This window comes from Candidatus Limnocylindrales bacterium, assembly GCA_035559535.1.
In the GTDB taxonomy this organism is placed as follows: domain Bacteria; phylum Moduliflexota; class Moduliflexia; order Moduliflexales; family JAUQPW01; genus JAUQPW01.
On sequence record DATMBG010000026.1, the window covers coordinates 17,833 to 30,534 of the forward strand.

At 45.7% G+C, this 12,702-nt stretch carries 11 protein-coding genes; 3 read left to right on the top strand and 8 right to left on the bottom strand.

What is annotated here, in order from left to right; all coding sequences use genetic code 11:
- The first annotated feature begins 12 nt into the window (after positions 1-12).
- The gene (locus tag VNM22_08795; GenBank protein HWP47243.1) at positions 13-1,344 is read left to right on the top strand and encodes a nodulation protein NfeD; all 1,332 of its coding nucleotides are present in this window, start codon (positions 13-15) and stop codon (positions 1,342-1,344) included.
- Between the two features lie 92 nt (positions 1,345-1,436).
- A complete protein-coding gene (locus tag VNM22_08800) occupies positions 1,437-2,210 on the top strand; it encodes a slipin family protein (GenBank protein ID HWP47244.1) in 774 nt (257 codons plus the stop codon).
- A 74-nt stretch (positions 2,211-2,284) separates the two neighbouring features.
- On the opposite strand, the gene VNM22_08805 is transcribed toward VNM22_08800, so the two are convergent.
- The 7 genes from VNM22_08805 to VNM22_08835 all read right to left on the bottom strand — a co-directional run bounded on the left by VNM22_08805 (position 2,285) and on the right by VNM22_08835 (position 10,454).
- Positions 2,285-3,820, bottom strand: coding sequence for an ATP-binding cassette domain-containing protein (locus tag VNM22_08805; protein HWP47245.1), 1,536 nt, complete (start codon positions 3,818-3,820; stop codon positions 2,285-2,287).
- A 43-nt stretch (positions 3,821-3,863) separates the two neighbouring features.
- Positions 3,864-4,814: a branched-chain amino acid ABC transporter permease gene (locus VNM22_08810; protein ID HWP47246.1), complete on the bottom strand. Its 951-nt coding sequence runs from the start codon at positions 4,812-4,814 to the stop codon at positions 3,864-3,866.
- 267 nt (positions 4,815-5,081) lie between these two features.
- Positions 5,082-5,948, bottom strand: coding sequence for a branched-chain amino acid ABC transporter permease (locus tag VNM22_08815; GenBank protein HWP47247.1), 867 nt, complete (start codon positions 5,946-5,948; stop codon positions 5,082-5,084).
- A 75-nt stretch (positions 5,949-6,023) separates the two neighbouring features.
- Positions 6,024-7,301 (bottom strand): ABC transporter substrate-binding protein, encoded by a 1,278-nt coding sequence (locus VNM22_08820; GenBank protein HWP47248.1) that lies wholly within the window; start codon positions 7,299-7,301, stop codon positions 6,024-6,026.
- 116 nt (positions 7,302-7,417) lie between these two features.
- Entirely contained in the window at positions 7,418-8,818 is a 1,401-nt protein-coding gene (locus VNM22_08825) for a sigma-54 dependent transcriptional regulator (GenBank protein ID HWP47249.1), read from the bottom strand.
- Positions 8,802-10,280, bottom strand: coding sequence for an ATP-binding protein (locus VNM22_08830; protein ID HWP47250.1), 1,479 nt, complete (start codon positions 10,278-10,280; stop codon positions 8,802-8,804). The genes VNM22_08825 and VNM22_08830 overlap by 17 nt, the downstream gene beginning before the upstream one ends.
- A gap of 9 nt (positions 10,281-10,289) precedes the next feature.
- Positions 10,290-10,454, bottom strand: a complete 165-nt coding sequence (locus VNM22_08835; GenBank protein ID HWP47251.1) for a hypothetical protein — start codon at positions 10,452-10,454, stop codon at positions 10,290-10,292.
- A 388-nt stretch (positions 10,455-10,842) separates the two neighbouring features.
- On the opposite strand from VNM22_08835, the gene VNM22_08840 reads away from it, so the two are divergent.
- On the top strand, positions 10,843-11,235 hold the full coding sequence (locus VNM22_08840; protein HWP47252.1) for a peptidoglycan-binding domain-containing protein: 393 nt from the start codon (positions 10,843-10,845) through the stop codon (positions 11,233-11,235).
- A gap of 162 nt (positions 11,236-11,397) precedes the next feature.
- Here VNM22_08840 and VNM22_08845 read toward each other — a convergent pair whose 3' ends face one another.
- Positions 11,398-12,588 carry a hypothetical protein gene (locus VNM22_08845; protein ID HWP47253.1) on the bottom strand — a complete coding sequence of 397 codons (1,191 nt, stop codon included), beginning with the start codon at positions 12,586-12,588 and terminating at the stop codon, positions 11,398-11,400.
- Between the last annotated feature and the right edge of the window lie 114 nt (positions 12,589-12,702).

A 12,702-nucleotide genomic window follows, 5' to 3' on the forward strand; every position in this document is an offset into this window, starting at 1 on the left:
TTCATAATTGATATGATGAAGTCCCTAAATTTTTTACTTCCCAAAATTAAAATAGTATTCTATCCGGGAACTCTTGTTTTTCTTTTATTTACCTTACCCGTCTTTGCCGATTCTCCTAAACCCCGGGTTCAGGTAATTCGAATCGATAGTTCCATTAATCCGGTCACCGAGGAATTTATTCTTCAATCCATCGATACAGCCAGCAAAGCCGAAATGGAGAGTTTAATTATTGAGCTGGATACCCCGGGCGGATTAGACTCCTCTATGCGCAATATTGTAAAGGGAATTTTTAACTCGTCGATTCCGGTTATCGTGTATGTTTCACCCAGTGGCGCTCGAGCCGCCTCTGCAGGTGTGATGATTACCATGGCGGCCCATATAGCTGCCATGGCTCCCGGAACGAATATAGGAGCTGCGCATCCGGTCAACTTAGGAGGCGGAATGGACGAGGAAATGAAGAAAAAAGTAGAAAATGATGCCATCGCCTATGCCCAGGGCATAGCCCAAAAACGGGGAAGAAACGAAGAGTGGGCCGCACAAGCCGTCAAAGAGAGTGTTTCGGTAACTGCCGAGAAAGCCCTGGAACTCCATATTATCGATGTGGTGGCTTCAAATCTCCCGGAGCTTCTTTCCCAGGTCCATGGGAGAAAGGTGACCCTGGAATCGGGTGTAAAGGAGTTGAATACAAAGGATGCCGACATAGTTCGGGTTGAAATGGGGTTACGACATCGGATTTTAAATACTTTGACCAATCCCAACATCGCCTATATTCTCATGATCCTGGGATTTTATGGGCTTATTTTTGAGCTTTCCAATCCCGGGGCTGTTTTACCTGGAATTTTAGGGGGTATCTGTTTAATCCTGGGACTTTATTCCCTCCAGACCCTTCCCATCAATTATGCCGGTCTCCTCCTTTTCTTATTCGGAATTATGTTGCTGGTGCTGGAAGTAAAAGTAGCCAGTTATGGTGCCCTGACCATCGGTGGAATTGTTTCCATGATTCTGGGTTCCATCATGCTTTTTGAATCTCCTGAACCTTACCTGAGGGCTTCCTGGTCCGTTATCCTGCCGGCTGTAGGAACTACGGCTGCACTTATTTTATTTGCCCTGGGAGTCGCCATCAAAGCGCGATTGTCTAAACCTGCAACCGGAAAAGAAGGAATGATTGGGGAAATCGGAACGGTTTATTCTAAGCTGGATGATCGAGAGTTTAAAGTCTTTGTCCACGGAGAATACTGGAACGCAGAAAGTGATCAAATGTTGGAGGTTGGAGAAAAGGTAGAAGTTATCCAGGTAAAAGGTTTAAAGTTGAAGGTAAGGAGAGCTAAAAGGAAAGAAATGTAGTAATCTCTTTAATCCCTCTTTAGGAATGAAGAGAAAGGTTACTACAGGCTTTTTTTTCTAAACAAACATCTAAACAAACAAAGGAGGATTCTATGGGAATCGGCGTAATGGTCGTTGGTTTTCTTCTTTTAGTCGTTATTCTTAACTCCATTCGGATCTTGAAGGAATATGAACGGGCTGTTATCTTCCGTCTGGGAAAGCTTGCCCCCGAAGGGGCCATCGTGGGTGGTAATGGGCCTGGGTTGATCTTGCTAATTCCCATTATTGATAAAATGGTCAAAATCAGTTTACGAACGGTAGTTTTGGATGTTCCGCCTCAAGATGTTATTACGAAAGATAATGTTTCGATCAAGGTCAACGCGGTTGTGTATTTTCGCGTGGTAGATCCCAATAAAGCCGTTGTCGAGGTGGAAAACTATCTCTATGCAACCTCTCAGTTAGCCCAGACTACCTTGCGGAGCGTTCTGGGTCAGGTTGAGCTGGATGATTTACTCTCTGAGCGGGAGAAAATCAACGCCCATTTACAGGAAATCCTGGATCGCCATACCGACCCCTGGGGTATTAAGGTATCTACCGTAGAGGTGAAACACATCGACCTCCCTCAGGAAATGCAGCGAGCTATGGCCAGACAGGCAGAAGCTGAAAGGGAACGAAGGGCTAAAGTTATTAATGCAGAGGGAGAATATCAGGCTTCTTCACGGCTTGCAGAAGCTGCTTCTATCATAGCTACCCAGCCGACCGCCTTACAACTTCGGTTCTTGCAAACTTTAACCGAAATAGCGGCAGAGAATAACTCCATCGTTCTTTTCCCCGTTCCTATCGATCTGATTCGACCTTTTATAAAACTCATAGAGGAGAAAAAATAAGACCCGGCTAGAAAGCAGAAAGGTTTTTGTACTTTCTGCTTTCTGAGCTTTAGGTCAACTCCTGCTCAAAGGTCTTAAATGGCCAGGTATTTTTTAACCAGGGCTTCGTTTTTCCATAATTCTTCCACCGATCCTTCATATTGGATCCTTCCTTTTTCCAGAATAAAAGCATGATCGGCTACGGCGCGGGCGAAGTTCAAGTTCTGGTCTGCTAAAAGAATGGTTACACCTTCTCTCCGGATATTCTGGATGGCCTCCCTCAAGATCTGTACCAGGAGAGGGCTTAATCCTTCTGAAGGTTCATCCAGTAAAAGTAAGGTGGGATTGGCCATTAAAGCCCTTCCGATGGCCAGCATTTTTTGCTCTCCGCCGCTGAGATGCCGCCCCTTTTGATTTTCCAGATCTTTAAGTTTTGGAAAAAGGGTATAGACCTTGGAAAGGTTCCAACCCCCCTGGACAGGAGGTATGACCCACTGAGCTATTTCAAGATTCTGGCGGACCGTCAATTCGGGGAAAATCCTTCGATCATCTGGAACATACCCAATGCCGAGAAGAGCTATTTCATAGGGCTTTCTTTTGGAAATGTCCTGTCCTTTGAAGCGAATAACCCCGGATCGAGGCGGAGTCAGGCCCATGATGCTTCGAAGGGTGGTCGTTTTACCTACTCCATTTCTTCCCAATAAACAGGCCACTTCTCCCTGATTAACCTCCAGGGAGATCTCTTGCAAGATATGACTGAAACCGTAGAACGTATCGATGGATTGAAGCTCTAAGATTTTGTGGGTAGTAGGAGGCCTGGAGGCTGAGGCCTGCTTTTCATTGACCGGGGGGGTCCACGATGACGAACGGGGGATAGCGGTCAATGGATTATCTCCCAAATAAACTTCTCGAACGATGGGGTCTTCTTTAATCTCTTCGGGTCGCCCATCCACCAAAACTTTCCCCCTATGTAAAACAATGATCCGGTCGGAAAGGGAAAACACCACATCCATATCATGCTCCACAATGAGGAAAGTTGTTTTTTGCTCTACCGCTAATCGTTTGATATTTTTAAGGATATGGACCCGTTCTACGGGATTCATACCGGCTGTAGGCTCATCGAGAATAAGGAGGGTGGGATGACTGGCCAGGGCCATTCCGATCTCCAGCAGTCGTTGATCTCCATGGGAAAGAGCGGCTGCAGGAAGCGTGGATTTCTCCAAAAGGCCGATCGTTTGGAGTATGTCTTCCACAGATTTTCTTACAGAGGTTAAGCGTTTGAATCTGGAGAAAAGATTCAGGCTTTTATTCATCCGGGAAAGTGTGGGAATGGCGATATTTTCGAAAACGGTCAATCGAGGCAGGATATTGGTGATTTGAAAGGAACGGCCTATGCCCCTTTTTACTCTACGATGAATGGGAAATCGCGTAATATCTTCACCTTTAAAGAAGATTTTTCCCGAATCCGGAAAAAATCTGCCTGTCAGGAGGTTAATGAAGCTGGTCTTTCCAGCTCCGTTGGGTCCGATAATCGAAGTAAAAACCCCTTCTTCAAATTTTAAATCAATACCATCGACTGCATGAATTTCACCGAAATACTTTTTGAGGCCTTCAACCCTCAACAGTTCCATCCCTTAGGGAAGCAAAAGGCAAAAGCAAAGATATTTTTCTCCTTTACCTTTTGGCCTTTGCTTTGAATTGGATAAGAGCTCCTACAACCCCTCCTCGTAATCCGAGCAGAATAAGGAGTAGAATGATTCCATATACCAGCAGCCAGTACTCGGTATACCGGACGACGGTTTCTTTCAAAAGGATAAACAACGCGGAACCAACGATAGGACCGGCGAAGGTATGAATTCCTCCTAAAAGGCTTGCCAGGATGGGTTCAGAGGATTTGGTCCAATCTGCGGCTGCAGGCGCGACGGTATTTTCCAGAGGAGCCAGTAACGCACCGGCCAATCCGGCAAAGAATCCCGAAATCACAAAGGCTATCCATCGATATCTCTTGATAGGAATTCCGGCAAACTCCACACGATGAGAATTTTCCCGTATACCCTGAAGGACCAGTCCAAAGGAGGAGTTGACAATGGTATAAAGGAGAAGAATGGCCAGAAGTGTAACGATTAAAACAAAATAATAGTAATTAGATACGGCCTTCATGTTTAAGCTAAATACCCCGGGAATCTGAAGGGGAGCTCGGGGAATTCCGATCAATCCATCATCGCCTCCGGTGACATCCCGCCATTTCCAGGCCAGGGAGTAGACCATCATCCCGAAGGCCAGGGTCAGCATGGAGAAATATACATCAGTATGGCGAACACAAAAAAAGCCGATGATTAAGGCAAGAAGGGTTGCAGCCAGCGTACCTCCCAGAACGCCGGGAATTAGAGAATTGGTTACATTCTTTAAAATCAGGCCCGTTGCATAGGCTCCCGTTGCATAAAAGGCTGCATGTCCAAAGGATAAAAGTCCTGTATAGCCGAACAAAAGATTGAACCCTAAGGCAAACAGACTCAACATGAGAATCTGAAGGGTTATATAAAGATAAAACCTTGAAGCCAGAAGGGGAAGAATCATCAAAACAACGATTAAGAGGCATAAACCAATCACTGTATAAGGTTTCATTTATTAAAGGTTACTATTTTGTAAAGTTAATTCTGTGTGATTCTCCTTCACCCCAGGCTCCTCCCCCTCCCTCATCCTCCCCGTCCACGGGGGGATGGAAAGGGGGAAGGGGAGCCGGGGGTGAGGGCAGAACGGTCATTCAAATCTAACTTTACGAAGTACTGCCCTATTTAGAGACACCCCAAGCCGTCTGAGACCCTTGCCAGGTATCTTTTTCTCTGACCCGATCCCTTTCCTGCCTCCCCACATCTCCGTGTTTCTTGTTTTCTAAACTTCTCGGGTTCCAAACAATCCCCAGGGTCTTAAAATGAGTACAACGGCCATGAGGATAAAGGCCAGAGCCATTTCAAATACGGGAATATAGAAAACACCGTATACATGAAGAAGTCCTATCAGGATAGCTCCGATAAAGGCGCCTTTTAAGCTTCCCAGGCCTCCAATAACCGCAACAATAAAAGCTTCGATGATAATTATCTCGCCCATTCCCGGAGAAACCGGGCGAATAGGTATACTCAGAGCTCCGCCTAATGCAGCAAGCCAGGCCCCCAGCATGAAAACCCCGGTGTATAATCGAGGAACATTTACCCCCAGGGCGCTGGCCATCTCTCGATCTGAGGCAGAAGCTACAATGAGGCGGCCCCACCGGGTTTTCTCCAGGAGGAACCAGAGTCCTAAAGCGATGAGGGGTCCAACCAGGATAATAAACAGATTGTACAGGGGATACGCCTGACCCAGGATCGACAGGGAGCTATCCAGACCCGGGGGCATAGGCGAGGCCTGATAGATAGGGCCCCAAATCAACTTAACTAAATCATTGAAGATAAGGACGAAGGCAAAGGTCAGCAAAAGTTGATAAGCAACTTCCAGACGATAAACCCATCGGAGAAAGAATCGCTCCATCAGCAGGCCGATTCCGGCAACAAAGACAGGTCCTATCGCCAATCCCAGCCAGAAGTTATGCCCCAGAAGTCCAAAAAAGTAGAAGGTCAGATAGGCACCCAACATGTAGAGGCTTCCATGGGCAAAGTTCAATACACGCAGAACTCCAAAGATCAGGCTAAGTCCTGCGGCGACCATCCAAAGGTACATGGCTTCACTGAGACCCACCAGGCCCTGGAATAGAAATGTCCTCATCGGAATCAGGAATAAAAAATTTCTCGCAAAGAGCAAATACACCTTTGCGAGAAAACCGAAGATCGAAGGGGATTTCTAGGCTTCAACAAATGGCGGTTTCCGAAAATACTCCTCTGCCGGTATAACCTTGAGGTCTGTCAAGGTTGGAAAGGGATACTCTGGATTGTGGGTAATACGGCCCCACGGGACCTGATAAACCGCTTGATGATCTTCGGGACGGATGTATCGTTTACCGGCCGGGGTCATGAGGGTCATCCCCTCAAGGGCTTTGATGATCTCGGGCGTTGAAACCGTTCCAGCCTTTTCTACCGCGGCTTTGATGGCATAGATGGCAGAATACGTGGTCTCTGAGACGTAGTGGGGATATTTATTCCAGCGTTTATAAAATCTATCAACGAAAGCCTTATTTTCAGGGGTATCAGGGTATTGAAACCAGTATCGGCAGGTGACCCAGGCTTTTTCCGGGTACTCCTTTCCAAGACCTTCCAATACATCCATGGCTGCTCCCATAGGGGTCATCCAGGTTTGAATTTTATCAAAAACTCCGAAAAGCTTGGCCTGCTTGATTAAAGTAACGGCTTCCCCGGCCCACTGGGTTGAGTAAATTCCATCGGGATTGGCAGCCATGACTTTGGTAATATGAGCCCCAAAGTCCGAAGTCAGGAACTTAGCCCAGGCTTCTTCTACAAATTCTACGTCGGGACGGAGCTTTTTTAAAGTTGCCTTAAAAAAGTTCCAGGCGGTATGTCCGTATTCATAATCGGCCCCGATGGTAACCCATCGCTTCGCCGGGAAATCTTTGGCTACTATGGCAGCCGCAATTCCATCCTGGTAAACCGGCACGCTGATTCGAAAAATCTGTTTGATCCCCTGCTTGTAGACCAGATTTTCGGTAAGTTTTTCGGTTGCTCCATGGGTTACAATGAGAACTCTATCCAATTCCCCCATGATGGCCCCAACCCCTAAGGCCGAAGAGCTGGCATCGAGACCTGTAAGAAAATCGGCTCCCCAGTCATCTACAAAATATCGGGCATTTTTAGCGGCCACATCGGGTTTTAACTCCTCATCTCGAAATTCAATTTCGACCTTACTCCCCAGAATTCCTCCGCTGGAGTTAATTTCATCAACGGCCAGTTGAGCCCCCATTTTCATAAATTGCCCATATCCTCCAAACGGGCCGGAAAGGGTTGCCTGGGCTCCAATTCGAATGGGGTCTTTAATTTTACCCTTCTTTTCTGTTTGGGCATAAACCGGATCCAGGGGGTAAACAAGTTGAGATCCCAGGACTCCTGTACCTACTAAAGATATCCCATACTTTAAAAAATCTCTTCTTCCTACCTCTTTTGAACCCATTGTCCCACCTCCTGTATGGCTAAAGGGAATAAAAAACCCTCTGTAATTTTAAAGGATAACCTGTCTAAGGTTATCATCTCCACCTGCTGATGGATTGTCAAGTTTAATCTTCAAACTCAAGAGTTACCTGACCCTCGGATGGAATTTTCTCGTTTCAAATGGAATTTCTGAATTCGGTACTGTAAGGTTTTGTAGGTAATCCCCAGGAGTTCTGAAGCTCGTTTAATACTCCAGTTAGACTTGATGAGGGCGTTTTCAATAAGATTTCGTTCCACCTCAGAGAGAGATATGCCCTCATCAGGAATAGTGAGATCAAGCCCAAGGCTCTGAGACTTAGGGGCCAGGAGTTTTTGGGGAAGATCACTGGCTCGAATAATTCCATCTTCGTTTAGGAGAATCGTCCGTTCTATTACAGACTCTAATTCTCGAACATTTCCCGGCCAGGAGTAATCCAGTAATCGATCCATGGCGTCCGGGGTTATTTTCTCAATGACTTTTCCAAACTTTTTTCCGTACTTTTTAATAAAGAAATCGATAAGCAGGGAGATGTCTTCTTTTCTCTCCCGTAACGAAGGAAGAAAAATAGGAACTACATTGAGCCGATAGTATAGATCCTGGCGGAATCGGCCTTCTTGCATTTCTTCTTCCAGGTTTTTATTGGTTGCTGCAATCACCCGTACATCTACCGTAATGACCTTATTACCACCAACCCGTTTTATTTCTCCATCCTGAAGCACCCGGAGCAATTTAGCTTGCAGAGAAATATTCAAATCCCCGATTTCATCCAGAAAAAGGGTTCCCTGGTGGGCTTCTTCAAAGATTCCTTTCTTTTGAGTATAAGCGCCGCTGAAGGATCCCTTTTCATGGCCAAACATCTCACTTTCCAGGAGGGTATCCGGAATGGCCGCGCAATTAATTGCCAGGAAAGCATGATTTTTTCGTTTACTATAAAAATGAATAGCCCTGGCCACCAATTCTTTTCCGGTTCCACTCTCCCCGTAAATAAGGACAGTGGAGTCACTGGGGGCGACCTTTTCGATAATTCTAAATACTTCCTGCATCCGAGGAGAACTTCCAATAAGGTTGTGAAACTGATACCGTTCCTCCAGTTCTTTTCGTAAGAGACGATTCTCCCGCAGCAGGGATCTGTTTTCCAGGGCTCTCTGCACGGTTAGAAGAAGTTCTTCTTTACCGAAGGGCTTTGTAAGGTAATGGAAAGCCCCTTTTTTCATGGCTTCTACGGCAGATTCTACGGAGCCATAAGCCGTTACCACGATCACACTGGTCTCCGGACTTATTTCCTTCACTTTTCCCAACAGTTCGATCCCATCCATCTCGGGCATCTTGAGATCCGTTATAATGAGAGCTACCGAAGTTTGTTTTAGGAGTTCCAGAGCTTCCCGGCCACTTCCGGCTATAGTAACCGGATAGCCTTCATATTTTAAAATATCTCGGATGATTTCTCGTTGAAGTTTTTCATCATCTACAACGAGAATACTTTCAGAGTACTCTTTCATTCTGGTTCCCTCCGTTCTCCCCAAGGGGAAGGGTAATCCTGAAGGTCGTTCCCTCTCCAAGCTGGCTTTCCACTGTAATCAAGCCCCCGTGTTCCTCGATAATTTGATGGGCAATGGTCAGGCCCAATCCGGAACCCCCCTCTTTTGTTGTAAAATAAGGCTCAAAGATTTTTTCCCGATATTCGGGAGGGATGCCCTTTCCCGTATCTGAGAAGAGGATCTGGATGTTTCGCGGGGGGTATTCTGGACTTTCTCGAACTACCGGTTGAACTTGAAGGGTTAAAGTTCCTCCCCCTGGCATGGCTTGAAAAGCATTGAAAACGAGATTAAGAAAAGCGGTTTTAAGAAGCTCTTCATCGGCCAGAATTTCTATAGGGGTTGAGGGTATTTCGACCTTGATTTGAATATTTTGCTTCTCTGCTTCTGTTGCAACGAGTTGAGCAATCTGTTGAAGGAGAAGGGAGATCTGAACAGGCACTTTTTTCGCGTGGGGCGGACGCGCAAATTGTAAAAATTCAACCACCAGACGGTTAAGCCGCAAAATTTCACTCCGTATGTTATTCAGATAAGTTTCAAATTCTTGCCTTTCTTTCTCCTGGGAATTGGCCCGAGGCGCAAACCGATCTCGAACGTGATCGATGGTAAGGGCTATGGAGTTCAGGGGATTCCGAATCTCATGGGCCAGCCTGGCTCCCAGTTCTCCAATCATAGCCAGACGCTCCGAACGCTTAATTCGCTCTTCCCAGGCTTTTTGTTGCTGTAAGCGAACGGCCATGTTATTAAATCTTTCGATTAATCGACCCAATTCGTCCTGGGTATTGGCCTTGAGTTGGACATCAAAATTCCCCTGGGCAATCTGCTCAGAAGCTTTAATGAGTTGATCAATGGGATAGATGAATCGATTGACCAGATAGATAATAATCCCGATCCCTACAATAAACGTGGTTAAGGTGAGTAAAAAATTGAGGAAGCGGGCTCGGGCTATGAGATACTTAAAATCATCTAAAAGCATGATAGCATGGGCATAGTTGGTTCCCTCTTCATTCTCTCCTATGGGGATGATAATATCGTAGCGCTTGAGCCTTTTTTCTAATTCCTTTTTCGTCTCCTCCTGTGCAGACTCTCCGACTAATCGCCGCCTCCGAAGTTCTTCAAGACTGATTCCATCATCTTTGGGATTGGAACTGAGGATCACATGGTTTTCGTCATTTAAAATGGAAATTTGATAGAGTTTATTTTTCTCGGCCAGTTGCTGTAGTATCTTTCGTTTATCCTCCGTGCTGATTCCTTCTGCAAAAATTTGATCCACATCCACCTGACCGATTTTTTCCAATGCCTTTACATGATCTTCAACCTGGGTCAAAAGCGTCCTTTCATGCCGCTGCATAGACCAGTAGGTGACCACAAGGAGTCCACCCAATAAGGTAACCATTACAAGAATAAGCTTTTGCTTGAGCGTCATGTCTTTAGGTTACATCCCCTTTAGGGTAAAATTAAGAATAAAAAGTGAGTCTTTATACAAAATTATCAAAAGCGCAAAAAATATACCAGCTCCCATCAGCTCGTAAAATCCATCGGTCATGGAAGGATTCGCACCCATTTCCTCTCGAACAGGTCCGTACCTTATTTGAGGCATAATTAGTCTGAATCCCCACGGTTTTATATTCTATCTTTATAAAATATTACTATTTAGTTCAGGTGATCAGAAAAAAGGTTTTTACCTTTTTTAAGGTATTTTAAGAAAAGGTTTAATGAGTTTGGTCTGAATCCCTCATCACTTAAAAAGCCCTTTAGAGTATAGTTTCCATGGATTTTTTCTTCGTCTAAAAACCTGGTATAGAACTTGCGAGCGGAAAAAGCGGAAGCATTTCCGTTATCGGATCTGAAGCAAACCCTTTCTTATTTTTAAAGATAAGAAGATAAGGGATGGCCTACCAGGTTTTTATACGAAGGAAAAGGACAAAAGATGAGGGATAAATAAAAATTTTTATTTATCGCTTATCTGTCCGGAGGTAAATGAAGTAATGAAAAAGATCTGGGTATTACTTTTAGCAGGTGCGTTGGTTTTAAATTTTAGTGGAACCACTCTGGCGGCTAAACACCCTACACGGCATCATACCAAAGCGAAACACTCTACGAAACATGCTCACAAGCATAAATTGAGTAAATCCTCTGCTCAGACGATGAGAATTCAACGTGATTTAAAGTTAGCCGGGTATAACCCTGGTCCGATCGATGGGAAAATGGGCCCTAAAACCAGAGCAGCTATAAAAGCCTTTCAGAAGGATAATCATCTGAAAGTGGATGGAGTTGTAGGACCCAAGACCTGGGCCAAGTTATCCACACATTCCAAATCCGGCCGTTATACTAAGAAGACTCATCACAGCCGTGCCTTCCATGCAAAAAAATCTGTATAGCTAATCCCCCAGAGTTTTGGGACTTGGGGACGCGGAGTTTTGAGATACGGAGACAGAGAGACGCGGGGACGCGGAGACATTGGGATGCAGAGGCATTTCTCCGCATCCCCAAGTCCCCAAGTCCCAAAGGGGGTCCTTCCTGGAAGAAGGTTTAAAATTTATTTATGAATGGGTTTTATTGAAGGTGGAATTCGAGCTCAGTTGAAGTCCACCCCGAAGAGTGGACAAGACTTGAGATCTTTTACGCAGGATCAGAATCACCGAAAGGATCATATAAGCGTAAGATACTTCGATACGAATATCCGGGATGAAAAGTTGCACGGCAAACAGGCTGAAGAGGCCTAAAGATTCCCAAAGGGAGAGGCTAAGATTGGCCAGAACGGCCAGTGCAAAGAGGGATTGGGCGCTGGTGAGAAGGAGTTCATGTTGTTGGCGAAGATCCAGGGTTAAGGCTCCGATTCCACCCAGGTTGATGCTGTAAACGAGGGGAATGGTGCCGATGAGGAGGGTCCACTGATTAACTTTAGCAGAAAGGAGAGCTCCCAATCCTGCTGCGGCATCCCCCCGTAAGGTCCACAGAATAGCCACAATGAATTCTGGGGCTTCAGAGGCCAGGGGAGCAAGCCATTGAACGAGTAGGAACTCATCGATGCCCAGGAAGGTTCCAGAAGCAACCAGGGATTCGGCAAAGGGTTCCGCAACCAGGAAAATAACCACCGCAGAGAAAAGGAAAAGGAGAAAGGTAGCGAATCGCCGGTAAAGGGTAGAGAGATTTCCGATCAGGCGGGCAGGTCCCACCAACTCGGGTTCATGAACCTCGGCATGGATTGTACGCCAGACATAAAATCCAAAAATAGCCAGAAGTATGAGGGTATCTAACAGGGATAGGGTATCTTTAAACGGAAGTAGAAAGGAATAAAGGGTGGCAAAACCCAGAAAGCTAATTTCTATGCGGTGTTCAGGTTCTAATAAGACTTCTCGTCGATGAAATCTCAGTGCGAAAACCCAGACAATAAGGGCCCAACCAAACCCAACCAACAGGCGGTTAGATCCGGTCATATTTGCTGTTGCGTAAGCTGTATATTCAGGTCGCTCGGCAGCAGTCCAGGCAAAATAAAGATCAACGGCGTACTCCGGGAGCACGGCAATAAGGGCAAGTACGGCTACAGCCAGAGCCCGAGGAATATCCATCTGAGCTACTTCAGCCGCCCAGGAAAGAAGAAAGGCAGCCCCCAGAACACCCAGTCCAAAAATCAAAGCTGAAAGAGGCGGATACATATGTAGGTCGGCCAACTTAAGGTAAAGGGCAGGTCCGGTTATTATAATTGCGCCCCACAGTAAAATTTGCTGCATGGTTGTGCTCCTTATTCGATGAGGATGGCGTTAATGAGAAATTTTCTATCTATACCAATATTTTAAATTTCATACCCCTTGAGTTTAGTTGCAAGATCTTCTTGATGAAATTAA

Bases quoted from the DNA above. Each gene is read 5' to 3' on its own strand.
- VNM22_08795 (HWP47243.1), top strand. From the start codon at position 13: ATGATGAAGTCCCTAAATTTTTTACTTCCCAAAATTAAAATAGTATTC.
- VNM22_08800 (HWP47244.1), top strand. From the start codon at position 1,437: ATGGGAATCGGCGTAATGGTCGTTGGTTTTCTTCTTTTAGTCGTTATT.
- VNM22_08805 (HWP47245.1), bottom strand. From the start codon at position 3,820: ATGGAACTGTTGAGGGTTGAAGGCCTCAAAAAGTATTTCGGTGAAATT.
- VNM22_08810 (HWP47246.1), bottom strand. From the start codon at position 4,814: ATGAAACCTTATACAGTGATTGGTTTATGCCTCTTAATCGTTGTTTTG.
- VNM22_08815 (HWP47247.1), bottom strand. From the start codon at position 5,948: ATGAGGACATTTCTATTCCAGGGCCTGGTGGGTCTCAGTGAAGCCATG.
- VNM22_08820 (HWP47248.1), bottom strand. From the start codon at position 7,301: ATGGGTTCAAAAGAGGTAGGAAGAAGAGATTTTTTAAAGTATGGGATA.
- VNM22_08825 (HWP47249.1), bottom strand. From the start codon at position 8,818: ATGAAAGAGTACTCTGAAAGTATTCTCGTTGTAGATGATGAAAAACTT.
- VNM22_08830 (HWP47250.1), bottom strand. From the start codon at position 10,280: ATGACGCTCAAGCAAAAGCTTATTCTTGTAATGGTTACCTTATTGGGT.
- VNM22_08835 (HWP47251.1), bottom strand. From the start codon at position 10,454: ATGCCTCAAATAAGGTACGGACCTGTTCGAGAGGAAATGGGTGCGAAT.
- VNM22_08840 (HWP47252.1), top strand. From the start codon at position 10,843: ATGAAAAAGATCTGGGTATTACTTTTAGCAGGTGCGTTGGTTTTAAAT.
- VNM22_08845 (HWP47253.1), bottom strand. From the start codon at position 12,588: ATGCAGCAAATTTTACTGTGGGGCGCAATTATAATAACCGGACCTGCC.